This window comes from Bradyrhizobium sp. SZCCHNR1017 (genome assembly GCF_032381375.1).
Lineage (GTDB): Bacteria > Pseudomonadota > Alphaproteobacteria > Rhizobiales > Xanthobacteraceae > Bradyrhizobium.
Window position 1 is genome coordinate 1,129,826 of the sequence record NZ_JAUHIR010000001.1, and the last position, 24,684, is coordinate 1,154,509.

Annotated in this window: 23 protein-coding genes and 1 pseudogene; 11 read left to right on the forward strand and 13 right to left on the reverse strand. The window is 66.3% G+C overall.

The features are described 5' to 3' along the window. Window positions 1-31: 31 nt before the first annotated feature. The gene (locus QW863_RS05290) at window positions 32-457 is read left to right on the forward strand and encodes an HIT family protein (RefSeq protein WP_315718389.1); all 426 of its coding nucleotides are present in this window, start codon (window positions 32-34) and stop codon (window positions 455-457) included. On the opposite strand, the gene nadC is transcribed toward QW863_RS05290, so the two are convergent. From nadC to QW863_RS05330, 8 genes and pseudogenes are all read right to left on the reverse strand, one after another. Continuing rightward, window positions 458-1,306: a carboxylating nicotinate-nucleotide diphosphorylase gene (nadC, locus tag QW863_RS05295; RefSeq protein ID WP_315718388.1), complete on the reverse strand. Its 849-nt coding sequence runs from the start codon at window positions 1,304-1,306 to the stop codon at window positions 458-460. Next, window positions 1,303-2,856, reverse strand: a complete 1,554-nt coding sequence (locus QW863_RS05300; protein WP_315718387.1) for an L-aspartate oxidase — start codon at window positions 2,854-2,856, stop codon at window positions 1,303-1,305. Before QW863_RS05300 ends, nadC begins: the two co-directional genes overlap by 4 nt. Beyond that, on the reverse strand, window positions 2,853-3,839 hold the full coding sequence (gene nadA, locus QW863_RS05305) for a quinolinate synthase NadA (RefSeq protein ID WP_315718386.1): 987 nt from the start codon (window positions 3,837-3,839) through the stop codon (window positions 2,853-2,855). Before nadA ends, QW863_RS05300 begins: the two co-directional genes overlap by 4 nt. A gap of 68 nt (window positions 3,840-3,907) precedes the next feature. Beyond that, entirely contained in the window at window positions 3,908-4,867 is a 960-nt protein-coding gene (locus QW863_RS05310) for an NrtR DNA-binding winged helix domain-containing protein (protein ID WP_315718385.1), read from the reverse strand. A 15-nt stretch (window positions 4,868-4,882) separates the two neighbouring features. Beyond that, a complete protein-coding gene (gene tsaA / locus QW863_RS05315) occupies window positions 4,883-5,365 on the reverse strand; it encodes a tRNA (N6-threonylcarbamoyladenosine(37)-N6)-methyltransferase TrmO (protein ID WP_315718384.1) in 483 nt (160 codons plus the stop codon). 78 nt (window positions 5,366-5,443) lie between these two features. Further along, window positions 5,444-5,788 (reverse strand): AzlD domain-containing protein, encoded by a 345-nt coding sequence (locus tag QW863_RS05320; RefSeq protein ID WP_315718383.1) that lies wholly within the window; start codon window positions 5,786-5,788, stop codon window positions 5,444-5,446. After that, window positions 5,785-6,469, reverse strand: a pseudogene (locus QW863_RS05325) (AzlC family ABC transporter permease). Before QW863_RS05325 ends, QW863_RS05320 begins: the two are co-directional and overlap by 4 nt. Before the next feature lie 121 nt (window positions 6,470-6,590). Beyond that, a complete protein-coding gene (locus QW863_RS05330) occupies window positions 6,591-7,556 on the reverse strand; it encodes a transglycosylase SLT domain-containing protein (protein ID WP_409977993.1) in 966 nt (321 codons plus the stop codon). A 192-nt stretch (window positions 7,557-7,748) separates the two neighbouring features. Between QW863_RS05330 and QW863_RS05335 the strand changes: the two genes are divergently transcribed. Next, entirely contained in the window at window positions 7,749-8,684 is a 936-nt protein-coding gene (locus tag QW863_RS05335; RefSeq protein WP_315718381.1) for a glycine reductase, read from the forward strand. Between the two features lie 114 nt (window positions 8,685-8,798). Beyond that, complete coding sequence (locus QW863_RS05340; RefSeq protein WP_315718380.1) at window positions 8,799-9,260, forward strand: PEGA domain-containing protein; 462 nt, start codon at window positions 8,799-8,801, stop codon at window positions 9,258-9,260. A 15-nt stretch (window positions 9,261-9,275) separates the two neighbouring features. Here QW863_RS05340 and QW863_RS05345 read toward each other — a convergent pair whose 3' ends face one another. Continuing rightward, complete coding sequence (locus QW863_RS05345) at window positions 9,276-10,292, reverse strand: carbon-nitrogen hydrolase family protein (RefSeq protein ID WP_315718379.1); 1,017 nt, start codon at window positions 10,290-10,292, stop codon at window positions 9,276-9,278. Window positions 10,293-10,483: 191 nt separating this feature from the next. On the opposite strand from QW863_RS05345, the gene QW863_RS05350 reads away from it, so the two are divergent. Further along, on the forward strand, window positions 10,484-11,440 hold the full coding sequence (locus tag QW863_RS05350; protein ID WP_315718378.1) for a helix-turn-helix domain-containing protein: 957 nt from the start codon (window positions 10,484-10,486) through the stop codon (window positions 11,438-11,440). A gap of 78 nt (window positions 11,441-11,518) precedes the next feature. On the opposite strand, the gene QW863_RS05355 is transcribed toward QW863_RS05350, so the two are convergent. Further along, a complete protein-coding gene (locus QW863_RS05355) occupies window positions 11,519-12,403 on the reverse strand; it encodes a LysR family transcriptional regulator (protein ID WP_315718404.1) in 885 nt (294 codons plus the stop codon). Window positions 12,404-12,497: 94 nt separating this feature from the next. Here QW863_RS05355 and bla point away from each other — a divergent pair, with 94 nt between their 5' ends. The 5 genes from bla (at window position 12,498) to QW863_RS05380 (ending at window position 16,362) form a co-directional block, all read left to right on the forward strand. Further along, the gene (bla, locus tag QW863_RS05360; protein WP_315718377.1) at window positions 12,498-13,397 is read left to right on the forward strand and encodes a class A beta-lactamase; all 900 of its coding nucleotides are present in this window, start codon (window positions 12,498-12,500) and stop codon (window positions 13,395-13,397) included. A gap of 51 nt (window positions 13,398-13,448) precedes the next feature. Then, a complete protein-coding gene (locus QW863_RS05365; RefSeq protein WP_315754573.1) occupies window positions 13,449-13,700 on the forward strand; it encodes a hypothetical protein in 252 nt (83 codons plus the stop codon). 41 nt (window positions 13,701-13,741) lie between these two features. Further along, a complete protein-coding gene (locus QW863_RS05370; protein ID WP_315718375.1) occupies window positions 13,742-14,068 on the forward strand; it encodes a cytochrome c in 327 nt (108 codons plus the stop codon). Between the two features lie 99 nt (window positions 14,069-14,167). Next, on the forward strand, window positions 14,168-15,595 hold the full coding sequence (locus tag QW863_RS05375; RefSeq protein ID WP_315718403.1) for an MFS transporter: 1,428 nt from the start codon (window positions 14,168-14,170) through the stop codon (window positions 15,593-15,595). A 5-nt stretch (window positions 15,596-15,600) separates the two neighbouring features. Beyond that, entirely contained in the window at window positions 15,601-16,362 is a 762-nt protein-coding gene (locus QW863_RS05380; RefSeq protein WP_315718402.1) for a sulfite exporter TauE/SafE family protein, read from the forward strand. A gap of 87 nt (window positions 16,363-16,449) precedes the next feature. Here QW863_RS05380 and clpA read toward each other — a convergent pair whose 3' ends face one another. Both clpA and clpS read right to left on the reverse strand, forming a co-directional pair. Continuing rightward, window positions 16,450-18,837, reverse strand: a complete 2,388-nt coding sequence (gene clpA / locus QW863_RS05385) for an ATP-dependent Clp protease ATP-binding subunit ClpA (protein WP_315718374.1) — start codon at window positions 18,835-18,837, stop codon at window positions 16,450-16,452. A 410-nt stretch (window positions 18,838-19,247) separates the two neighbouring features. Beyond that, complete coding sequence (gene clpS, locus QW863_RS05390) at window positions 19,248-19,580, reverse strand: ATP-dependent Clp protease adapter ClpS (RefSeq protein ID WP_008960690.1); 333 nt, start codon at window positions 19,578-19,580, stop codon at window positions 19,248-19,250. Window positions 19,581-20,070: 490 nt separating this feature from the next. Between clpS and QW863_RS05395 the strand changes: the two genes are divergently transcribed. Continuing rightward, window positions 20,071-21,846 (forward strand): pilus assembly protein, encoded by a 1,776-nt coding sequence (locus QW863_RS05395; RefSeq protein WP_315718373.1) that lies wholly within the window; start codon window positions 20,071-20,073, stop codon window positions 21,844-21,846. A 91-nt stretch (window positions 21,847-21,937) separates the two neighbouring features. Here the strand turns inward: QW863_RS05395 and QW863_RS05400 are convergent, their stop codons facing one another. Continuing rightward, window positions 21,938-22,279, reverse strand: a complete 342-nt coding sequence (locus QW863_RS05400) for a phasin family protein (protein ID WP_315718372.1) — start codon at window positions 22,277-22,279, stop codon at window positions 21,938-21,940. A gap of 430 nt (window positions 22,280-22,709) precedes the next feature. Here QW863_RS05400 and QW863_RS05405 point away from each other — a divergent pair, with 430 nt between their 5' ends. Further along, window positions 22,710-24,458, forward strand: coding sequence for a D-alanyl-D-alanine carboxypeptidase (locus QW863_RS05405; RefSeq protein WP_315718371.1), 1,749 nt, complete (start codon window positions 22,710-22,712; stop codon window positions 24,456-24,458). Window positions 24,459-24,684 lie beyond the last annotated feature (226 nt).

Below are 24,684 nucleotides of genomic sequence, written 5' to 3' on the forward strand. Positions count from 1 at the left end.
GCACCAAGAGGAACCGCTTAAGGGACTGCCCATGACCGCCTACGATCCCAACAATCCGTTCGCGAAGATCCTGCGCGGCGAATTCCCCTGCACCAAGGTCTATGAGAACGACCACGTGCTGGCGTTCCTCGACATCATGCCGCGCGTGCCCGGCCACACCCTGGTGATCCCGAAGGCCGCCGCACGCAACATCCTCGACATCACCGAGGAGGACTATCTCCACGTCGGCCGTGCCGTGCGCACCATCGCCCGCGCCGCCAAGACCGCGTTCGCCGCCGACGGCATCACGGTGCAGCAGTTCAACGAGCATGCCGGCGGCCAGATGGTGTTCCACCTGCACGTCCACATCATGCCTCGCCACAACGGCGATTCCCTGCTGCCACCGGCGAGCCGCAAGGAAGATCCGAAGGTGCTGGAGGAGAACGCCGCCAAGCTGATTGCGGCGCTGAAGGGCTGATCAGGCCTCGTCGAGCCCGATGTCGAGCGCGGCCGACGAATGCGTGATCCAGCCGACCGAGATCAGGTCGACGCCGGCCGCGGCGATCGCGGGCGCGGTCTCCACGGTGATCCGGCCCGAGGCTTCGGAGATGGCCTTGCCGCTGATCATGCCGACCGCGGTTTCGAGCTCCGCCGGCGTCATGTTGTCGAGCAGCACCGCATCGACGCCCAGCGTCAGCGCCTGCTCGAGCTGAGCCAGAGTGTCGACCTCGACCTCGATCTTGACGAGATGGCCGGCATGGGCCTTTGCGCGCGTGATGGCAGCCTTGATGCCGCCGGCGATGGCGATGTGGTTGTCCTTGATCAGGACGGCGTCATCGAGCCCGAACCGGTGATTGCCGCCGCCTCCAGCGCGCACCGCATATTTCTCCAGCGCGCGCAGGCCCGGCGTGGTCTTGCGGGTGCAGACGATCTGCGCCTTCGTCCCCTTCACCGCCGATACCAGGGACGCCGTCGCGCTGGCGACCCCGCTCAAGCGGCAGAGGAAGTTGAGCGCCACGCGCTCGCCGGTCAGGAGCGCCCGTGCCGGGCCGCTGATGGTCGCGATCGCGTCTCCCGGCGTCACGACGCTGCCGTCCGGTCGCACGATCTCCATGCGCACGTCCGGCGAGACGGTCTGGAAGGCGCAGCGCGCCACATCGAGGCCTGCGATCACCCCGTGCTGGCGCGCCCGCAGCTTCAGCGAGGCGCGCTGCTCGGCGGGGACGATGGCATCGGTGGTGATGTCGCCGGCGCGGCCGAGATCCTCGAGCAGCGCCATGCGCACCAGCGGCTCGTAGAGCAAGGGCGAGAGAGGATTGAGAGTCATGGCACTGCGCTCCTGAACGGCGTCTGCTCGGCCTCGACAATGTCGCGGGCAACCGCGATCGCCTCGGGCAGAGTGAGGCTGGATGGCTGCGCGACGGGCAGCGTGCCCGGACGATCGCTGCGGAAATGCGCGCCGCGGCTCTCCTCCCGCGCATGGGCCGCGACCGCAAGCATCAGGCCGACCAGCGCCGGGTCAGCCATGGACCCGGCCTGCTCTGCCAGTGGAAGCAGGCCGCTGACGGCAGCCGCGATCGTGCGATGCTCGCGCATCACGCCCAGCGCATGCGACAGCAGCGGCCGTGCGGCCGACGGATCGGACCCCGGCGGAATGGCAGCCACCGCGCACGGCTTGCCCGCACGCTGCGGCGCGCCGGCCACGCTTTCGGCCACCCATTGCGCGCAGACGATCGCTTCCATCAGCGAGTTGCTGGCGAGCCTGTTGGCGCCGTGCAGGCCGGTGCGGCTGGCCTCGCCACAGGCCCACAATCCCTCGACCGTGCTGCGTCCCATCGTGTCAACAGCGATGCCGCCCATATGATAGTGCACGGCCGGCCGCACCGGGATCGGATCGCGCGCGGGGTCGATGCCCGCCATGCGGCAGAACGCGCTGATCACGGGATAGCGCGCGGCGAAATCCTTGCCCGGCTTTTCGCGCGCATCGAGGAACACGCGGCGGCCTTGCGCACGGCGGCGCCATACCGCCCGCGCCACCACGTCGCGCGGCGCCAGCTCAGCGCCGGGCTCGTCGGCCATGAAGCGCGTGCCGGTGTCGTCGATCAGGACGGCGCCATCGCCGCGGATCGCCTCGGTGAGCAGCGGCAGCGGCCGCGACGGTCCGTCGAACGCGGTGGGGTGAAACTGCACGAATTCGAGATCGGACAGCACGGCCCCGGCCCGCGCCGCCAGCGCGAGGCCCTGGCCGAAACAACCGGCCGGATTGGTGCTGTCGAGGAACAAGCCGCCGATGCCGCCGGTTGCGATCACGACGCGTGTCGTGGCGAGGATCAGAGCTTCGTCGCCGCGCGCCGCAGCCACGCCCTGGATCGCGTTGTCATTGACGATCAGCCGGCGCGCCTCGACGCCTTCGAGCAAGGTCACCGAAGCACAACGCCTGACAGCCGCGATCAGCGCGCGCATGATCTCGCGTCCCGTGCCGTCGCCCGTCGCATGCACGATCCGGTTGCGGCTGTGTGCGGCCTCCAGGCCCAGACGCCAACGTCCATCCGCACCTCGGTCGAACGCAACGCCAAGCTGCGCGAGGCGCTCGACCGCGGCCGGCGCAGCATCGATGATGCGGCGCGCGGCGGCCTCGCCGCACAATCCGGCTCCGGCGGCGAGCGTGTCCTTCAGATGCAGCCCCGGATCATCGTCATCGCCAACCGCCGCAGCCAGTCCACCCTGCGCCCACATGCTCGACGCCTCCGCGCCGAGCGGCGACTTCGACAACAGCACGACCGGCTCGGGCGCAAGCGCAAGCGCCGTCATCAGACCTGCGGCACCGCCGCCGATGATCACGGGACGGCCGATCAACTTCGAAACATCGATGCTCATGATGCCAGCATCCTTTCCACTGCGCGCCGCGCGCGCTCGGCCATCGCGGGATCGATCGTGACCTCCTGCGTGTTGGTCTCGAGCGCATGACGGATGTTCTTCAGGGTGATCCGCTTCATGTGCGGGCACAGATTGCAGGGGCGGATGAACTCGATGTCAGGATGGAGCACGGCGACATTGTCGCTCATCGAGCATTCCGTCAGCAGCACCACCCGGGCCGGCCTTCTTGCCCCGACGAAGTCCGACATCGCCGCGGTGGAGCCGGCGAAGTCCGCCTCCGCCACGACCTCTGGCGGACATTCCGGATGGGCGAGCACGGTGACACCAGGATGGTTGTCGCGCAGCGTGCGGACGTCCTCGGCGCTGAAGCGCTCATGCACCTCGCAATGCCCTTTCCAGGCCGTGATCCTCACCTTCGTCTGTGCGGCGACGTTCCGCGCGAGATATTCATCCGGCAGCATGATGACGTGATCGACACCGAGCGACTCGACCACCGCGCGCGCGTTGCCGGAGGTGCAGCAGACGTCGGACTCGGCCTTCACCGCCACCGACGTGTTGACATAGGCGACCACGGGCACGCCCGGGTGGCGCGCGCGCATCAGCCGCACGTCGTCGGCGGTGATCGACTCCGCCAATGAGCAGCCCGCCTCTACGTCGGGGATCAACACGGTCTTGTCGGGATTGAGCAGCTTGGCGGTCTCGGCCATGAAGTGGACGCCGGCGAGCACGATCACCTCGGCATCGACCTTGGTCGCTTCGCGCGCCAGCAGGAGGCTGTCGCCGACGATGTCGGCGACGCCGTGATAGATTTCGGGCGTCTGATAGTTGTGCGCCAGCACCACGGCATTGCGCCGGCGCTTCAGCGCCAGAATGGCTTCGACATCGTCCTCGAAGACAGCCCATTCCGGCGGCGGGATCACCCGGCTCAGACGCTCAGCAAGCGATGCATTCGGCGCGACGGCGGGCAGGACAAGATCGACCATTTATACTCTCCGTGAGCATAAGATGGCTTATACTTATCCTGAGCATAAGCTGTGTCAAGAGCGGGAGATCAAGATCGCGAGAGCGGCAGCTTGGTTCCGACCACCGCCCGCTCGGCCAGCACCCCCTGCCGGAAGCGAAACAGCTTGGCCGGCCGGCCAATCGTGTCGGCAGCAATTGCGCCTGTCTCTTCAACCAGTTCCTGCTGCTCGATGAGGCGGCGGAAGTTCTGCTTGTGCACGAGCCGGCCGGCGAGAGCCTCGACGCTGCGCTGCAATTGCAGCAGTGTAAATTCTTCCGGCATCAACTCGAACACGACCGGCCGGTATTTGATCTTGGCGCGCAGGCGGGCAATGCCGGTGGCGAGAATCCGACGGTGATCACCGATCATGGCGCGCCCGGGCAGCATCGGCTGGCTGGCCCCCTTCTCGCGCACGCTCTCGGGGATCAGCGCCGCCTCATACAGCAACTCATAGCGCTGCAGCGTCAGTTCCTCGTTCCACTCGCGGCCGTCGAGACCGAAGGTGATGGCGGCGCGCTGCCATCTCGTCTTTTGCAGCGCCGGCTGGTCGGCGGCTCGCGCCCAGGCCTTCAGCTTCGGCGCGATGATCTTGGCCAGGATCGTCGGCGGTCCGTCGCGATGATCCTCCCACGGGAAGTAGTCGTACCACGACGACCATTGCGCATCCGCGCCCTCACGCCCCTCCTCCTCGCGGGTCAGACCGAGATAGCTGATGGAGATGCGGTGCGGCGCGTCGGGATCGCCGCCGCGACCGCGGTCGGCGAAGGTGTAGAGCTGCTCGACATAGCCGAGCGGATGGCCGGTCTGCGCCTCGACCCAGGCGCGCAGGCCCATCTGCAGCGAGCGGTGCGCGAACTGAAACGGTCCGCTCGGAAGCGCCGCAGCATGCTCGATCGTCATGATCTTCGGGTGCCCGTCGGTCACCGCCACCAGCACGGCGACGAGGTCCGCCGTGATCGCATCCTGAGCCGTCACCGTCTTCTGCGGCCGCTTGTTCACCTTCGACATCCGGATCCGTCGGTCCTATTTGTCATCCTCACCCTTCGCCGCCGGCGTGAACGCGCAATGATCCGGCTTCAGGTCGATCAGTGGCGTCTCGTCGAGGCAGTCGAGACCGCGCACCAGCACGGTGTTGCCTTCCAACGCGACGAAGCGGACGGTCGACACGCCGATCGGATTGGGACGCACCGGCGAGCGCAGCGCGAAGGTGCCCCGGGTTTCGCCGTCATGATGCCGCGGGCTCTGCTTGACGAGATCACGGCGCGCCCGGTTGAGCCAGTACAGCACCTGGAGGTGGCTGAAGGCGTCGATGCCCTGCAGCGCCGGCACCCAGGGCTCGAAGATCTCGAGCCGGCACACCGGCCCCTCGAAGCTGCCCTGCCGCGGCGTCTCGAGCCGTGAGGTCCAGGGCGTGCGGATGCGGCCGATGAAATACAGCGTGGCGTCGCGCGGCTGTGGCGCGTCGACGGCGACTTCTCCCGGGCGCAGATCGGTATCAGTGGTCATTGCGGAGTCCTTGCGTCTTTCCGGCAATCTATCCGAACCTCGGCTCACCGCAATTGCGGTCGCGCAAGATCGCGCAACTCAGCCGAGCCACCATTTGCCGGCCAGCATCGCGGCTTCGCCGCAGACGACACCGGCAAAGATCGAGCGGCGGCTCGCCATGAAGGCCGCAAGGCCGGCAACGACGGCACCGTAGCGCAGCCCCCAAGGCACGCTGGCGAGCGCGCCCGGCGGCTGCACCAGGATCTGGGCGATGACCCCCGCCAAGATGGCGGTCGCGACCGCCTTGACCCACATCAGCAGGTCCGAGCCCTCGTCGAGCCCGCTGCCGAACCAAAGTCCGAGCAGGCGCCAGATCTGGTTGGGGATCACGCCCGCCACCAGCAGCACCACGAGCGCATGCCAATCGCCGATGAAGTCGCTCATGCCAGCCCCCGCCGCTCGCGCCATTTGTGCGCGCCGAACGCGAGCGTTCCGGCGACGACGCCGCTGACCAGGATGTCGACGCCGCTGTCGAGCTGGGCGGCCAGAGGATACAGCACGAGGCCGAGACCGAGCGCGAGCACGTCGGCAAGCTCCCTGGCGTTGCGCAGGGTCGAGAACAGGAAGGCCAGCGGCGTCAGCAAGAGCACCGCGGCGCCGAAGGTCTGCGACAGATTGGCGGCGAGAGAAGGCGATGCGGCGCTCGCGCGGCACATGCGGCAGGAAGCGATAGCATTCGACCCACAGGGTCACGGCGGTGAAATGGGCGATCAGCACCAGGTGCCGCCGCTTGGTCTGCGGCGAGCGGATCAGGGGCAGCACCGCCACCACCATCGGAAACAGCCGGATCGCGCTCATCGTGACCGCGATCGCCGATTGCAGAATGGTCTGGCCGGAGCCGAGCGTGGAGACCAGGATGATCTGCGCTGGACCGGCCCATACCAGCACCGTGCTCAGGATCGCCCAGAGCATGCTGAAACGGGTATCGTGGGCGAGCGCGCCGATGCCGATGAAGGTGACGAACAGCACCAGTGACAGGATGGTCGCTGACGTCGCGCGCAGCCCCCAGCCGAAGGCGCGCAGTGAACCATGCCATTGCGGCGAATCGAGCGGAGGAAGTGTCACGGGCGGTCCAGCGGAACGAACCGCGATAAGGCTGGCGAAAGCCGCTCGCGTCAACCGCCATCAGGCGCGCGCGGGTCTGCGTCCGGCGCAGCCATCCCCCACACGCCGCGCTGCGGCAGCTCTATCCGGAGCGATTGCGCAGCACGAAGCAGGCACCGCCGGCCTCGCGGATCCGACTGCAGAGCGCGTCGGCCTCGGCCCGTGTCTCGGCGCCGATCCGCACCTGGTAGAAGGCGCGGTTGCCGCGCGAGCGCATCACCGACGACAGCAGGCTCGGGTCGCGGTCGCCAATGACCGGGCCAAGCCCCTTGATCGCCCGCGAATACATCGCGAGCGCCTTGTTGCGGTCGAAGCCTGCAGCCAGTTGGACGCCCCACGGTTTCGCGGCCGACAGCGCCACATGCTGCTCGAGCTCCGTGACGAACGGATTCGGCGCGCGCTTCAACATCGCCATCAGCTGACGACACGAGGTCGGTGGCGGACTCGGCGGCGTCTTGCCGCCGTTACCGGCGGCCGCCCACTCATCGATCGTGGCTCCCGTGATGGCGGAGACGTAGTTGCGGGTCTCCCAGGGCATCTGCCCCTTGCCGGCGAGCCAGTCCTGCACCCGGCGCGGCCCCGCATTGTAGGCCGCCGCCGCGAGCCCGAGATTGCCGAACTGGTCGCGCAGCTCGGCCAGGAACTGCGCCGACTTCGGCAGCGCCTGAACCGGATCGAACGGATCGAGCAACTGGCGCTCGTTCGCCGTGCCCGGCATGAACTGCGCGATTCCCTGCGCGCGCTGGCCGTTGCGCGTGACCGGCCCGACTGCATCGCTCTGGAAGCGGCTCTCCTGCCAGATCACGCGAGCGAAGAATTCGAGCGGCAGATCATTCGCCTTGGCTGCGGATTCGATCATCAGGCAGATCGCCTCGCGCGTACCGCTCTCCTTGGCCTCCTCGGACTTGTTCTCCGAGCCCTCTGCCGCAGCGTCTGCCGGCTTGGCAGCCTCCTGCGGCGAATCCTGCCGGGCGCCGTCCTTCGGATCAGCCGGCACGGCAGCGTCACGGTCGGAGGCCTGCTCCGCCGCCACGCCGGACAAGGGCATGGTCAGCATCAAGGCAAGGCCGAGACAGGCAATGCGAGCAACCGAAACCATGGAAAGCATCGTGAGCGCGGTGCAATGGTTGAATTCTGCCGACAGACAAAGCCGAAGACCATGCGGGGTTCCACCGCGCGGCGCCTTGACACAGCGAACGAGCCGGCTAGCAATCCCCGAGTGCCGCAGGGAGCGCGACGGATGACCGCACCGACCGACGACAGACTCGGCTTCGCGCCCGAAAGCGATGCGCCATTGTCCTACATGGCGCGCACGCGCGACTACTATCTCGCGATCGGCTATGACACGCCCTATCGCTGGGCTCACTACACGTCGGCGCCGTTCCATCCCTTGCGCAAGCCGCTCGCGCAGTCGCGCGTCACCGTTGTCACCACGGCCGCGCCTTTCGATCCCGCCAAAGGCGATCAAGGCCCCGGCGCGCCCTATAATGGCGGCGCCAAGTTCTACTCCGTCTATGACGGCGACACGTCGGCGCAGCACGACCTGCGCATTTCCCACATCGCCTATGATCGCGCGCACACCTCGGCCGAGGATTCCGGCACCTGGTTTCCGCTGCCACAGCTCCTAAGGCTGGCAGGTGAAGGCTGCATCGGCGCGGTCGGACCGCGCTTCTTCGGCGCGCCGACCAATCGCAGCCACCGCGTCACGATCGAGACCGATGCGCCGGAGATTCTCGCGCGCTGCCGCGCCGACGAGATCGATGCCGTCGTGCTGGTGCCGAACTGTCCGGTGTGCCACCAGACCGTGAGCCTGGTGGCACGGCATCTCGAAGCGAACGGCGTCGCGACCGTCGTCATGGGCTGCGCCAAGGACATCGTCGAGCACGCCGCCGCGCCGCGCTTCCTGTTCTCGGATTTTCCGCTGGGCAATTCCGCCGGCAAGCCGCACGACGCGGCCTCACAGGCCTTCACGCTCGAGTTGGCTTTGCGTGTCCTCGAGAGTTCACCAGCCGCACGCACGACCGTGCAATCGCCTTTGCAGTGGAGCGACGATCACGGCTGGAAGCGCGACTACAGCAATCCCGCCATGCTCGCGCCGGACGAGCTGGCACGGCGGCGCGCCGAGTTCGATGCGCAGAAGGCGATCGCGCGGCAGGTTCGTGGAAAGCAGGTGTGAAAGCCACACTCGCGCGAAACTCGCCCGGGAATTTCTTCGGATAATGCTGATTGCGCTTGCCGTCCCGCTCCAGTTGCGCTTGAGTTCCCCCGGGTTTGAAGGGGGCAGTACCAAATGAGAGTTGTAGCGTTGGTGGCGCTGTGCGCCGCGCTGGGAGGCTGCGCGTCCGTAACGCGGGGTACAACCGAGACGATCAGTGTCGCGTCGACGCCGTCCGGGGCCGAAGCCACGATCGCCGGTCTCGAAGCGCCGATGACCTGCACGACGCCCTGCTCGTTCGTCGCCAAACGCAATGCCGACATCTCCGTCACCATCGAAAAACCGGGCTACGAGACCCAGATCATCCCGTTGACCAAGGACATCCCGGCGACCGGCGCGGCCGGCTTCGCCGGCAACATCCTGGCGGGCGGCCTGATCGGCATGGGTGTGGACGCAGCGACGGGCGCGGCGACCGACCACAAGCCGAACCCGGTGATCGTCACCTTGCAGCCGCGCATGGCGGCGCCGGCAGGCCGTCCGCAGCGGCCGCCGCGGCGGTCGGCCCCGCCGCCGGCACAACCGGAGGCCGGGACCTAGCGCCCGCCAAGCCTGTCAGCCAGCCGCCGATGGCGCCTCGCCGGGAGTGACCGTGTCGACCGGCAACGCGAACTGCTCGACCCGGTTGAGCGGCTTCTTGTTGAGCAGCAGCCGGGTGACGTCGGGGCGCGAATAGTGTCCCGCCGGATCGGCGGCATTCTTGGCGATGCCGATCATGCCCAAATCGATCTCGGCGATCAGCAGGCCTTCCTGCTCCGGCGGCAGCTTCTCGGCGAGCGAAGAGCCATCCGGACCAAAGATCGCGGCGTGGCCGCCGCCGACATGCAGCAGCGCGTGCTTGTCGGGCCGGTCACACAGTTCGTCGATCATCGCCTGCGAGACGGTGGCGCACGGCGCCAGCACGAAGCACGAGCCCTCGACCGCATAGACGCGCGAGGCGGCGTTGTTGACCTCGGCGCCGAGCGCCGGCGCGAACGGATCGTACAGCGAGAAGCTCGGCCACGCGGCGACGTGCACCTGCTCGTTCTGCGCGTACATCGCATATTTCGACAGCGGCTGCAGATGCTCCCAGCAGCACAGCGCACCGATCCGGCCGATGTCGGGACGATCATGCACAGCAAGGTCGCTGCCGTCGCCCTCACCGTAGACGGTGCGCTCGGCATGGGTCGGCCGCAGCTTGCGGCGCCGGGCAATGGTCTCGCCGTCCGGGCCGATCAGCCATTGCGCGATGTAGAGGCTGCCGCCGTCGCGCTCGGAGAGTCCCAGTACGGCCGTCAGCCCGGCCTTGCGCACGGCAGCCCGCAGCGCTTCGGCCTGCGGGCTGTCATAGGCCAGCGAGTTGTCGAAATAGCGCTGCACGAAGCCGCGACCGATGCACCAGGCCGGCGAGTCCATCCAGATGTGCCAGGGATAGCCGGGGATGAAGACCTCCGGAAACGCGATCAGCTTGGCGCCCTTGTCGGCCGCCTCCTCGATCAGGGCGATGGTCTTCTTGATCGAGGCGTCGAGGTCGAGCCAGGCCGGTGCCGCCTGCACCACCGCCACCTTGTATTTCGGATGTGCCAGTCCCATCGCTGCTGCTCCCTGATGCCGTGCGCGGCGGTGGCGCCGCGACCGGGCCGACTATTGACGCCAGCCGGCTTTCGCGCTCGTCTGCCAGGGAACGAAAATTCGACTGCGGCCGAGACGAAGATCCCAGCCGGCCCGGAATTTGCTGCATTGCCACAGATCAAGCCGGCACAGGTGCAGGGGGAGACGGAGCGATGCCGATCCTGTTCACCACCGACGGAAGCCCGGGCCACCGCCGGCTGGCGCGGTGGCAGGACATCGTCTGCGACGTCTATGTCGGGCTCGATTGCACGTCCGATCTCGGCAGCGCGTTTCGCGGCTCGGTGACCCACACCACGTTGGGACGGGCTGTCTGCTCCGAGGTTGCCTCGGACCGGCAGCGCGTGCACCGGACCTCGCAGCGGATCTCCCGGGCGGATGCCGACTTCGTTCTCGTCGCATTCGGACGTGAGGGAATCGGCGGCGTCGTCCAGGATGGCCGCGACACCGTGATCCGGCCCGGCGAGTTCGCGATCTACGACACGACCCGCCCCTATGAGCTGCAGTTCGACGCCGCGTTCAAGCAGATCGTGTTCAAGCTCCCGCGCGAGATGCTGCAGCGCCGGATCGGCCCGACGGAGACCGTGACGGCGATCAGCTTCGGCCCCGACAGTCCGCTCCAGCCCCTCGCCCATGAGTTCATCGTGAGGCTTTGCGAACGCGTCGAGCACATCGGCCCCGAGCATGCCGAACCTCTGGCCAACCAGGCCGCCGACCTGCTCGCCATGACCTTGGCCGAGCGGCTGCGCGCACAACCCCTGCCCGCCTCGAGCCATCGCGCAACGCTGCTCTATCGGATCAAGGCGCACATCCGCACCCGACTATCCGACGCCGGCCTCTCACTGCCGGAGATCGCACGCGAGCTCGGGCTATCGACGCGCTACGTCAATGATCTGTTCTCGGACGAGGAGACGTCGTTCCAACGCTTCGTGCTGGCCGAGCGGCTCAAGCAGTGCCGGCGCGATCTCGGCTCGCCGATGCTGGCGCATCGTCAGATCAGCGAGATCGCGTTTTGCTGGGGCTTCAATGACCTCTCGCATTTCGGCCGCGTGTTCCGCGAGCAGTTCGGCCTGTCGCCACGCGAGTGGCGGCGCAGCGCCGTAAAGCGCTGAGCTGGCGGCAACGCGCCCGCCTCACGCGCCTCGTGACGCTGTTCGCGCCCTCGGCTTGTGCGCGGTGGCGACCGGCCGTCAGCGCGGCGGATCGGCGCGCAAGGCATCGACCAGCCAGTCACGAAAGGCAAGCATGCCGGACGTCGGTTCTTTCGACTTCAACCAGGTCAACCAATAAGAACCGGCGGCGACCCCAGCCGCAAACGGCCGGACCAGCCGACCCGTCTCGAGCTCGCAGTTGAACATGGCGATCGGAACCAGGCCAACGCCGACGCCGCGCGCGGCCGCTTCGGCCATCGCGACGGAGCTGTCGAAGATCGGCCCCTGGATCATCGGGCATGGAGCGCCCGCGACTGCAAACCATAATGGCCATTCCTCGGCGCGATACGACCGCAGGAGATTTTCGCCCGCGAGGTCCGACGGCGCGCGCAGACGACTCGCGACATCGGGATGACAGACGGGCGACAGCGGGGCAGACATCAGATGGATGGCCTCAGTGCCGTGCCAGGATCCGTCGCCGAAGCGAAGCGCGATGTCGAGCCCGTCTCCGGCGATATCGATGCGGTTGTTGTTGGTGAGGAGGCGCAGGTCGATATGGGGGTGCGCATCTCGAAAACCGTCGAGGCGTTGCAACAGCCATCCCGTTGCAAAGGTGCCGACACAGCCGACGGTCACGACCTCGCGGGTTCCCTTCGCTTCGATGCGATCGATCGCGCCGCTGATGCGACTGAACGCATCGTTGAGGACGGGAAACAGAGCCAGGGCTTCGTCAGTCAACGTGAGGCCACGCGGCAGGCGCCGGAACAGGTGAGCGCCCAACATCTGCTCGAGCTGTTTCACCTGGTGACTGATCGCGGTCTGCGTGACCCTGAGCTCCAAGCCTGCCTTGGTGAAGCTCAGATGCCGGGCGGATGCTTCGAAGGCCCGCAAGGCGTTCAAAGGGAGATGGCTGCGGATGGGCATGATGACCAAGTTCTGCTCATGGCTCGACGAATAAATGATCGTTTGTCAGTCGTCACCTCGTTCGGCAGGTTCGCGCAGTCACTGGAGAATGAACATGCTGACGAGACGGCGTCTGGGTTTTGGAATCCTCGGGATGGCGGCTGCGGCGAGCGGGCTGCCATCACCTGCGGCGAAGGCGGCGGCCGACCGAAGGGCGCATCTGGAAGGGGAACTCGCCCGCATCGAGCGCGAGAGCCTCGGACGGCTCGGCATCGCCGTCCTCGACTCCGAAAGCGGGTTCGAGGCGGCCCTGCGCTCGGCCGAGCGCTTTCCGATGTGCAGCACGTTCAAGTGTCTGGCTTCCGCGGCTGTCCTGAAGCGCGTCGACGCCGGCGAACTGCATCTCGACACGCGCGTCCCGTTCGAGGCGAAGGATCTCGTAACATATTCGCCGGTGACCAAGGAGCACGTCGGCCGCGGCATGACACTCGCCGAGCTCTGCGAAGCTGCGCTCACCCAGAGCGACAACACCGCGGGAAATCTCCTGTTGCGGCAGATCGGCGGTCCTGCGGGTCTGACGCGTTTTGCCCGATCGATCGGCGACGAGATCAGCCGCCTGGACCGCTGGGAAATTGAGCTCAACGAGGCGCTGGCCGACGACCCTCGCGACACGACCAGTCCGGCCGCCATGCTACAGAACCTGCGCCGCGTGCTCCTTGGCGAGGTCTTGTCGACGAATATGCGCCAGCGATTGACGGACTGGATGATCGCCAACAAGACCGGCGACACTCGGCTTCGCGCCGGTGTGCCGCGTGACTGGCGCGTCGCCGACAAGACGGGCGCTGGGGACCGCGGCACGACCAACGACATCGGCATTCTCTGGCCCCCGGGCCGCAAACCGGTTCTGGTCACGGCCTATCTGACTGGTTCACAGGCGTCTCCCGAGGATCGCAACGCAACGATCGCGAAAGTCGCGCGGGCGGTTGCAGACGTCGTGATGGGACAGGCTGGGTAGTTCCAGCATCCGGCTTCCGAGCCCCTCCGGAAGCCGGACATCAGACCCAAGATGTTCGCCATGGCGGCGCAACGATTGGGCAGGCTAAGCTGCGGCCGGCCCACGTCATCGGAATGTGCGGCCGCTGCCGGGATCGATCCGATGCGCCGCTTTGCCATGAAGGCCCTGTTCTCCCTGCTGACCTTGCAGCGGGACGACGAGACACAGCTGCGCTGGGACCGGATCGTCCTGATCGGCTCGACCCTGGTGACGATCGGGCTGATCGCCCTATATGCCTATAGCAAGGCCGAGGGCCGCTGGTAGCCGGGCGCAAGACACGCGAGAACGAGTTCATGAGACGACGAATGGGGTCCGCCTGCCTGCTGCTGGCGTTCGCGTCGACCGCCAGCCATGCGCTGGACAGCGAGCAGAAGCGTGGAAAAGCGCTCTTGCAAAGCCTTTGCAGCCGATGCCATGCGGTAGGTCTCACAGGCGCCAGCCGGCACCCCGACGCGCCCCCGTTCAGGACCTTCGGTGACAGCAAGCTCTACGACGAGGATTTCGCCCAGCGGCTGCAGGCCGGCCTGTCGACCATTCACAAGGACATGCCGAGCTTCCAGTTCGATCGGCCCGAGGCAGAGGCCGCGGTCAATTACCTCAAGGCGATCCAGGTCCGCCCCAAACGGCGGTGACGCGCCGGCGCGCTCCGCTGGCGTGGAACGGGACTTGTACGGCCCGGTTGCCCGTTCCCGTTCATTGTCCGCGGCCCGGCTGCGACCGGAGCCCGCATGATGACGCCGACGACCACGGGTCTGCACGCCGACGGACTGCCGCTGCCGCAGCGTACCTGGGCGATCGTGACGATCGCCCTGGGCATCGTGCTGGCCGTGATCGACGGCGCCATCGCCAATGTGGCGCTGCCGACGATCGCCCGCGACCTCCATGCGAGTCCTGCTTTTTCGATCTGGATCGTCAACGGCTATCAGCTCGCGGTGACGATCTCGCTGCTGCCACTGGCCTCGCTCGGCGAGATCATCGGCTATCGGCGGGTCTATCTCGCCGGCCTCGTGCTGTTCACGGCTGCCTCCGCCTTCTGTGCGCTGGCCGACAGCCTGCTGCTGCTGACGCTCGCGCGCATCCTGCAGGGCTTTGGCGCCGCCGGCATCCTCAGCGTCAACTCGGCGTTGGTGCGTTTCACCTATCCGCACGCTCTGCTCGGCCGCGGCATCGGCATCAATGCGATGGTGGTCGCGGTCTCCGCCGCGCTCGGTCCGACCATCGCCGCCGGCATCCTCGCCGTCGGTAGCTGGCCGTGGCTGTTCGCGATCAACGTGCCGCTCGGCATCGTCACCTTCGTCTTCGGCTTCCGCTTCCTGCCGCATACGCCGCGCGCGCCGCACATGTTCGATTGGCAGAGCGCGGCGCTGAGCGCGGTCACCTTCGGCTTCCTGATCGCCGCCGTGGACAGCCTCGGCCATGGCGAGGCGCTGGTGACCTGCGCGATCGAGTTCGTCGTCGCCGTCACGGCCGGCGTGTGGCTGGTCTGGCGCCAGACCCACATGGCCTCGCCGCTGCTGCCGGTCGACCTGCTGCGCATTCCGGTGTTCGCCCTGTCGATCGCGACCTCGATCTCGTCGTTCTGCGGCCAGATGCTCGCCTTCGTCGCGATCCCCTTCTATCTCGAAAGCCATTTCGGCTATTCGCCGGTGCAGATGGGCCTGCTGATCACGCCGTGGCCGATTGCGGTCGGCCTGACGGCGCCGATTGCGGGGCGGCTGGTCGAGCGCGTGCCGGCCGGGCTGCTCGGTGGCATCGGTCTCGTCATCTTCGCATGCGGGCTCGGTGCGCTCGGCCTGCTGCCGCGCGAGCCGTCGGCATGGGATGTCGTCTGGCGCATGGCGCTGGCCGGCTGCGGCTTCGGCCTGTTCCAGACGCCGAACAACCGCACCATGATCGCCGCTGCGCCACGCGAGCGCGCCGGCGGCGCCAGCGGCATGCTCGGCACGGCGCGCCTGCTCGGCCAGACCACGGGCGCGGCCCTGGTCGCGATGTTTCTCGCGATCGACGCGACCGACGGCACGCGGCTGTCGCTCTTGACCGGGGTCGGTTTCGCGCTGGTCGGCGCGTTCCTGAGCATGCTCAGGCTGTCGCCGGCCGGCGCGCGCGGCGCCGAGCGCGTCCGCGTCCAGGACGGCCAGCGGCTGAAGGGCGAGTCGTGACAGCGATGACGGACTGGACGATGCTGGCCCTGCTCGCCCTCGCCGCCTTCGGCTCGGGCATCGTCAATGCGCTGGCCGGCGGCGGCGCGTTCCTGACCTTCCCGACGCTGCTCGCCGCCGGCATTCCCGCGATTGACGCCAACGCTTCCAGCACGGTCGCGCTCTGCCCCGGCCAGTTCGTCAGCGCTTGGGCCTCCCGTGAGATCTTGAACGACGCAAAGGCGCCCTGGCGCCACGACCTCGTGCGGCTGTCGATCATCAGCCTGATCGGCGGCACGCTCGGGGCCGTGCTGCTCTTGGTCACACCGTCGGCCGCCTTCAGCCGGCTGGTGCCCTGGCTGTTGCTGTTCGCCACGATCGTGTTTGCATTCGGCATGCGTTTTACGCCGAAGGATGGCGCGCGCTGGTTCGGGCCGCGGACCATCCAGGCGGTGCAGTTCGTGATCGCGATCTATGGCGGCTACTTCGGCGGCGGCATCGGCATCCTGATGCTGGCGGCCCTGGTGTTCTACGGCATGCGCGACATTCGCGCCATGAACGGCATGAAGGTGCTGCTCGCTGCGCTCATGAATATGACGGCCTCCGCCATCTTTGCGTTCTCAGGCCGCGTGCATTGGCTGGAGACGCTGACGATGATGGGCGCTGCCATGGTCGGCGGCTTCGTCGGCGCGCGGCTTGGCCAGATCATCCCGCCGGCCCATGTGCGCCGCTTCATCATTGCCGTCGGCTGCGGCCTGACGGTGTATTTCTTCGTCAAGCCGGCCTGAGCCGGACGTCGCATCAAAGAACCTCGCGTCAAACGAAAAAGGCCGGCGCGATGGCCGGCCTTTCGTACTCATCTCGTCGCGTCAGGCTTACGCCTTGACCAGCGGTCCCTTCGGCGCCGGCCCCTTCGAGCCGCCGCCGGACTTCGGCTTGCGCTTGCGCGCGGCCGGAACTTCGGACTTCGGCGTGACCGGGCCCTCGACGAACTCGAAGCCGATCTTCTCCTCGACGCCGGATTCATCCTTGACGAGGACGACACGGACGTGACCGCCGCCCTTCAACTTGCCGAACAGCACCTCGTCGGCCAGCGGCTTCTTGATATGCTCCTGGATCACACGGCCCATCGGCCGCGCGCCCATCTGCTCGTCATAGCCGTGCTGGATCAGCCAGGCCTTGGCCGGTTCCGACAGCTCGATCGTGACGTCGCGGTCGGCGAGCTGGGCCTCGAGCTGCAGCACGAACTTCTCGACGACCATTCCGATCACCTCGACGTTGAGGTGCGCGAACGAGACGATGGAGTCGAGCCGATTGCGGAATTCCGGCGCGAACTGCCTGTTGATCGCCTCGTGGTCGTCACCTTCCCGCTTCGAGCGATGGAAGCCGAACGCCTGCTTGGCCATGTCGGCCGCGCCCGCATTCGTGGTCATGATCAGGATCACGTTGCGGAAGTTGACCTGCTTGCCGTTGTGGTCGGTGAGCCGGCCGTGATCCATGATCTGCAACAGCACATTGTACAGGTCCGGATGCGCCTTCTCGATCTCGTCCAGCAGCACCACGCAGTGCGGATGCTGGTCGACGCCATCGGTCAGGAGGCCGCCCTGGTCGAAGCCGACATAGCCAGGAGGCGCGCCGATCAGGCGCGACACCGTGTGCCGCTCCATGTACTCCGACATGTCGAAGCGCAGCAGCTCGACGCCCAGGGTCGAGGCGAGCTGCTTGGCGACCTCGGTCTTGCCGACGCCGGTCGGACCCGAGAACAGATAGCAGCCGATCGGCTTCTCCGGCTCGCGCAGGCCGGCACGGGCCAGCTTGATCGAGGCCGACAGCGAATCGATCGCCTTGTCCTGGCCGAACACCACGCGCTTGAGGGTCTGCTCGAGATGCTTGAGCACCTCGGCATCGTCCTTCGACACGCTCTTCGGCGGAATCCGCGCCATCGTGGCGATCGTGGTCTCGATCTCCTTGATGCCGATCGTCTTCTTGCGCTTGTTCTCGGCCAGCAGCATCTGCGCCGCACCGGATTCGTCGATCACGTCGATCGCCTTGTCCGGCAGCTTGCGGTCATGGATGTAGCGCGACGACAACTGCACCGCGGCCTCGATGGCCTCGTTGGTGTATTTCAGCCGGTGATAGTCCTCGAAGTACGGCTTCAGCCCCTTCAGGATCGCGATCGCATCCTCGACCGACGGCTCGTTGACGTCGATCTTCTGGAACCGGCGCACCAGCGCGCGGTCCTTCTCGAAGTGCTGGCGATACTCCTTGTAGGTCGTCGAGCCCATGCAGCGGATCGAGCCCGAGGCCAGCGCCGGCTTGAGCAGGTTGGACGCATCCATCGCGCCGCCCGACGTCGCACCGGCACCGATCACGGTGTGGATCTCGTCGATGAACAGGATCGCGTTCGGATGCGCCTCGAGTTCCTTGAGCACCTGCTTCAGGCGCTCCTCGAAGTCGCCGCGATAGCGCGTGCCCGCGAGCAAGGTGCCCATGTCGAGCGAGAACACGGTCGCGGCCGACAGCACCTCCGGAACCTCGCTGTCGACGATGCGCTTGGCGAGGCCCTCGGCGATCGCCGTCTTGCCGACGCCGGCTTCGCCGACGAACAGCGGGTTGTTCTTCTGGCGCCGGCACAGCACCTGGATGGCGCGGTTGATCTCGGAGTTTCGGCCGATCACCGGATCGATCTTGCCGTCACGCGCCTTCTTGTTGAGATTGACGCAATAGGTTTCCAGCGCCTCGCCCTTTTTCTTGGAGTCCTCGTTGCCCTTGGCTTCGGTCTCCTCGTCGACGCCGCGAACGGGGCGCGCTTCGGAGACACCAGGGCGCTTGGCGATGCCGTGGCTGATGTAGTTCACGGCATCGTAACGCGTCATGTCCTGCTCCTGCAGGAAGTACGCGGCGTGGCTCTCACGCTCGGCGAAGATTGCGATCAGCACGTTGGCGCCGGTGACCTCTTCGCGGCCCGACGACTGAACGTGGATCACGGCGCGCTGGATCACGCGCTGGAAACCTGCGGTCGGCTTGGCGTCGTCGCTGCCGTCCGTGACCAGATTTTCGAATTCGGTTTCGAGGTAGTTCACGAGACTGCCGCGCAGCTTGTCGAGGTCGACGCTGCATGCGCGCATCACGGCCGCTGCATCGGAGTCATCGATCAAGGACAGAAGGAGGTGTTCCAGTGTCGCGTATTGATGATGACGCTCGTTGGCGATCGCCAGCGCACGATGCAGGGATTGTTCAAGGCTTTGAGAAAAAGTCGGCATGCGCGTCCTCTGTGGCCCCTTGCCATCATGATCGCCGCCGCCCGGTCAGGCAACAACAACCTTCGTCAAATATAGTTATAACCGAGTGCGACAAAAGACCGGCCGAGCCGCTCGATTACGGGTTCACCGGATCGTCAATGCAAAACCCGTTCCGATTGCGGCAAATCCGGCTGCGACAACCGAACGGCGCGCGCCGCCGAGCGGGGAGAGATAAGGACCAGAGCGGCCGTAATTCTTCGGACGAGAAGTGAAACCTGCCCGGATTGCGCTGACCTCGTCTGCGGCAATTTGCGGCTTTCGATGACCCTTCGTCCGATGCCGATTCGCGGTGATCAATCGCGCAGCGCCCCAGCCCCCGCCCCTGGCTTGCAGATGCGCGCGTCGGCGGCTCCCTTCGCGGAGGGAGCCGGCTATTTCTTCTCCATCACACACTGCAACGGGTGCTGGTGCTTGCGGGCGAAGTCCATCACCTGCGTCACCTTGGTCTCGGCGATCTCGTAGGTGAAGACGCCGCACTCCCCGATGCCGTGATGATGCACGTGGAGCATGATCTTGGTCGCGGCCTCGACGTCCTTGTTGAAGAACTTCTCCAGGACGTGAACGACGAACTCCATCGGCGTGTAATCGTCGTTCAGGATCAGGACGCGGTAGAGGTTGGGGCGCTTGGTCTTCGGCTTGACCTTGGTGATCACGGACGTGACCGGGCCACCGGTGCCACCGGACTTGTTGTCGTTATTGCTCATCCTGGGCGCGGATCGGTTCAATCTGGAAGTTGGCTGCGACATCTTGCACGCGTTAGATATGGCTGCGAGGCTCCCAATAAAGAGTTTCCCTCGGAGGGTTGCTCTCAATAAGGGGTGCCCCCCGACCTGTCCCCTGCCGGGCCGCTTTCCGCCACCCGGTCCTGCTTTCCAGATCGCCTGTCCCAGCCGACCGGTCCGGTCGGACCGACACCGGGAATATGGGTCAGCGCCCGGTTTGCCGCAAGCGCAGGCCCAGGACGGACCGACGCTCCGGCAGGACCGATTCCCTGCCCCGGCGATGAGGCGCAAGGTTAATCAAACCGGTCGCATTTTACAAAGCCCATTCAGCGGGCATTGACAGGGAACCAGCCCGGTTGCGGGCGCGGCGCCACGCTGCGGGCATTGGCCCGGTGTTTCGCGGTTTCGATTTACCCGTCCTTGACGAAGCCGAACCGAAAACACCTGCAGAAAACCATAATTGGTGAGCGACATGACCGATGTCTCCTTCATTCGACTCTGCCGCCGCGCCGTCCGACGGTTCGCCTGCGACCGCGGTGGCAATATCTCCATGCTGTTCGCCATCGCGCTCGTCCCCATCCTGGCCTTCGTCGGGGCAGGCGTCGACTACAGCCGGCTGAACGCCGCGCGGTCGTCGATGCAGGCGGCGCTCGACTCCACCTCGCTGATGCTGTCGCGCGACCTGGCGCAGGGCACGATCAGCGCAGCCGACATCGGAACCAAGGCAAGCGCCTATTTCAAGGCGCTCTACACCAGCACGGACGCACAGAACGTCACCGTCACGGCCAGCTATACCGCCTCGACCAGCTCGTCGGCCTCCAACATCCAATTGTCGGCCAACGGTCAGATCGTCACCCAGTTCATGAAGATTGCCGGCTTTCCGACCATGGACTTCGGCGCCAAAACGACATCGACCTGGGGCGACGTGAAGATGCGGGTGGCGCTCGCGCTCGACAATACCGGCTCGATGGCATCCAGCGGCAAGATGTCCGCGCTGCAGAACGCCGTGGCCGGCAGCGGCGGGCTGATCGACCAGCTCAGCGCGCTGGCCAAGACCCCGGGCGACGTCTACATCTCGGTCGTTCCATTCGCCAAGGTCGTGAACGTCGGCGCCAGCAATTACGCCAAGGACTGGATCGACTGGACCGACTGGCAGAATCCGCCCACGATCCAGCCTGCCAATGGCTCCTATCAGGCCGCAATCCCGAACGGCAGCTACACGCAATCGCAATGGGACATGGTGGGACCGGGATCCTCCTGTCCGTTCAAGTCCGGCAACGGCTTTCCCTACTTCTCCTGCACCAGCGACCCGGCGACCGGGAGTTCGAGCGCCTCGCGGATTCCGACGAGTGGGAGCTACACGGGCTACATCTGCCCGGGCTACGATTCCGCCTCGCACAGCTATTACAACGGCTGCTGGAACAGCGTTCAGACCAGCACGCGGGTGAACTGGTGCACCGGCAGCTATTGCAGTTGCCCGACCAGCGGCAGCAATCTTCCGAACAACACGTGTAGTTGCACGGGAAGCGGATCCAGCACGGTGTGCAAGGTCAACACCTTCACCCACACCTGGGTCGCCAACACCAAGAGCACCTGGACCGGATGCGTCGCCGACCGCACCCAGCCGAACGACGCAAATGCCGTGTCACCGGCGACCTCCGACGTGACGACGCTGTTCCCGGCCAACCAGCACATGGAGAACAACATCCAGTACTGCAGCAGCACGGCCTCCACGAAACTCGCGGAAATCGTGCCGCTCAGCTACAACTGGAGCTCGCTGAAGAGCGCCGTCAACGCCATGCAGCCGACCGGCGGCACCAACCAGGCGATCGGACTTGCCTGGGCCGTCCAGTCGCTGATTCCGAACGGCGTGCTGGGCGCGCCGGCGGAGGACGTCAACACCACCTATAATCGCGTCATCATCCTGCTATCGGACGGCCTGAACACCGAGGACCGCTGGCCCGAATACGGCAACGGCTCGTCGCAAGCCTCGGGCAACCCGATCGACGCGCGCCAGGCCCTGCTCTGCTCGAACCTGAAGAACACCAAGGATTCGAAGGGCAACGCGATGTACACGATCTACACGATCCAGGTGAACACGAGCTCGCCCGCCGATCCGACCTCGGCCGTGCTGCAGAACTGCGCCAGCAGTCCCGACAAGTTCTACATGCTGACGAGCTCGAGCCAGATCGTGACCACGTTCAACTCGATCGGCACCGCATTGTCGAAGCTGCGGGTCGCCAAATAACAGAAGCGCCGGGCACCGACAGCGCTCCACCTTCAGCCAACAAAAAAGCCCGGCGCAAGCCGGGCTTTGTGCTCGCTGCAGGCGCGAACGGTCAGTGCGCGGCCGGCGGGGTGAACTTCGCGGCGATGCCTTCCAGCGGCTTGAACGCCTGCTTGGCGAGATCCGAATACAGCCCGGCGATCTTCTGCGAATCGGCGACGAAGGTCTCGTAGGCCGACTTGGCGAACTCGGTCTGCACCTCGAGCACCTTGTCGAGCGACTTCACGCCCTGGAGCTTCTCGACGAACGACTTGGTGTCCTCGAACGACTTCTTGGTGTAGTCGCCATACGCGGTGGCGATGGCCTGAAGGCCGTTCTGCACGGTGGTCGCGGAGTTCACGACGGTCTCGAACTGCTCTTTGCCGTAGTTCTGAAAGTCTTCAACCTTAAACATGTGGCATTCCTTTCCCTGATTTTGAGCGCCCTCAGGGAAGCCCCGGCTCCCTGACGCATTCATAATATAGTGCAGCGCACAAAAAAAATCAAGAATCTTGTGCAATGCACCATCCCGGGCATTGCGGTCTCGACGCACCGTCGGACGCCCCAAGCCGGGGCAGTTCGGCAGAAATACCAGCCATCGCCGCAAGGTTTCTTTAATCCTTTGGCAACTCGACCATCCTAACCTCTCCGGTGGTCCCGGCCAGCGTCGGCCGAACCGTAAAGCTGTTCTAAAACAGCGTCTTAACAAAACCTCAGTTCGAGGCCTTCGATGCTTGGCAGCGTCACGGCGCGATCGGGAGGTCCGACAGGCACGGTTACGGGGGCGTTCGGCACAATTTCGCCTTACGAGCCGGTGATCACGTCAGAAATTGGACGGGGATTTCATGCTTCGCAAAAAAATGGCTTCCTCGCGCCTGTTGCGAGTTGGCGTCTACGGACTGATCACCCTCGCGACGGCAGCAGTGGTCACGGTCGACAGCGCGGAGGCGCGTCGGCGCCATCGGCAGCATCACGCGCGTCACTCCCCCCATAATGACGAGGGCAGCTACAGCCCGGCGTTCGCGTCGATCGTCGTCGACGGCAATTCCGGCGCGACGCTGACGGCGACCAATCCCGACGCCTTGCGGCACCCCGCCTCGCTCACCAAGATCATGACGCTCTATTTGCTGTTCGAGCGGCTCGATTCCGGCAAGATGAAGCTCGACACCGAGATGCCGGTGTCCGAGCACGCCTCCGAGCAGTCGCCGACCAAGCTCGGCCTGCGCCCCGGCCAGAGCATCCGCGTCGAGGACGCGATCAAGGGCCTGGTGACGCGCTCCGCCAACGACGCCGCCGTGGTCATCGCCGAAGCGATCGGCGGCGACGAGGACGAGTTCGCCAAGATGATGACGCGCAAGGCGCGCTCGCTCGGGATGAGCCGCACCACCTATGTGAACGCCTCCGGCCTCCCCGCCGACGCGCAGATCACGACGGCGCGTGACCAGTCGATCCTCGGCCGCGCGATCCAGGACCGCTTCCCGCGGTACTACCGCTACTTCTCGACGGTGGTGTTCAATTATCGCGGCCAGTCGATCCGCAACCACAATCATCTGCTCGGCAATGTCGAGGGCATCGACGGCATCAAGACCGGCTACACCCGCGCCTCCGGCTTCAACATCGTGACCTCGCTGCGCCGCGGCAACCGCCATCTGATCGGCGTCGTACTCGGCGGCCGCAGCGGCGGCTCGCGTGACGCCATCATGCGCAACCTGCTCGCCGAAAATCTCGACAAGGGCGCGACCCGGCGCACCGTGGCGGCGATCGGCGAGCGCGGCGGCTCCGACAGCGGCGATGCCGATCAGGGCACGATGCAGCTCGCCTCGGCGGCGCCGGAGACGCCGGCCCCGAGCCGCGCCTCCAAGATCATCTCAACCCTCTCGGAAGCCACCGCGGCCCTGCCGCCGGCGGCACCGAGAGAGGCCAAGGTCGAGCCGGCGCCGATGACCTCCGGCGTGATCCAGAGCCAGCCGATGTCGATCGTTCCCGGCTCGACCGAGCCGATGAAGCCGGTCAAGGTCAGGACGGTCCAGGTCAAGGCCGGCGCGGTCAAGCTCGCGACCGCCGCGCCGCAGCCGGCCGCCCCTGCTCCCGCACCCTTCGCTCAGCGTGTCGAGGCCATCGAGCCGGCGCCGCCGATCGCCCGTACCGAGGCCCCCCGTCCCGACATGCCGCCGCAGCCGCCGGGCCATGGCACCGGCAACGGCATTCTCGGCGTGCTGCCCGCCTCCAGCCTGCCGGCAGGCTCGTCGCAGGCCATGGCCTATGCGGCGCCTCCGGCCCAGCCGGCGCCGACGCAGATCGCCTCCGCGAGCGCTGCGCCGGAGCTTCCGAGCAAGCCTTCCGTCACGCGCAGCGGCTGGATCATCCAGGTCGGAGCGCTGGACAACGAGGCCGAGGCCCAGAAGCGGATCGAGGCGGCCCGCAGCTCGGCACAAGGTCTCCTAAGCAAGGCCGATCCCTTCACCGAGACGGTCGCGAAGGGCGACAAGAAGCTGATCCGCGCCCGCTTCGCCGGGCTCGATCGTGATCAGGCCGAGGCCGTCTGCAAGAAGCTGAAGCGCGCCGACATCTCCTGCATGACCGTGCACAACTAACGCCGGCACTGATCCTGTTCCGATGAGGCCCGCGCGACACAGCGCGGGCCTTTTCGTTTGCGGACCACGCGATCGACGGCGGGACGCACGGGTGCAAACCACTCGTCAAGGATTTCCCGCTAGAACTTTTTCACCATGACGAACGATCGTGCCTGGCAAGGGCGAGAGCCGCCGGTGTCGACAAAGTTGCGTTGAAAGCGGGTTCGGTGTTGTGGCGTTGGTGGCG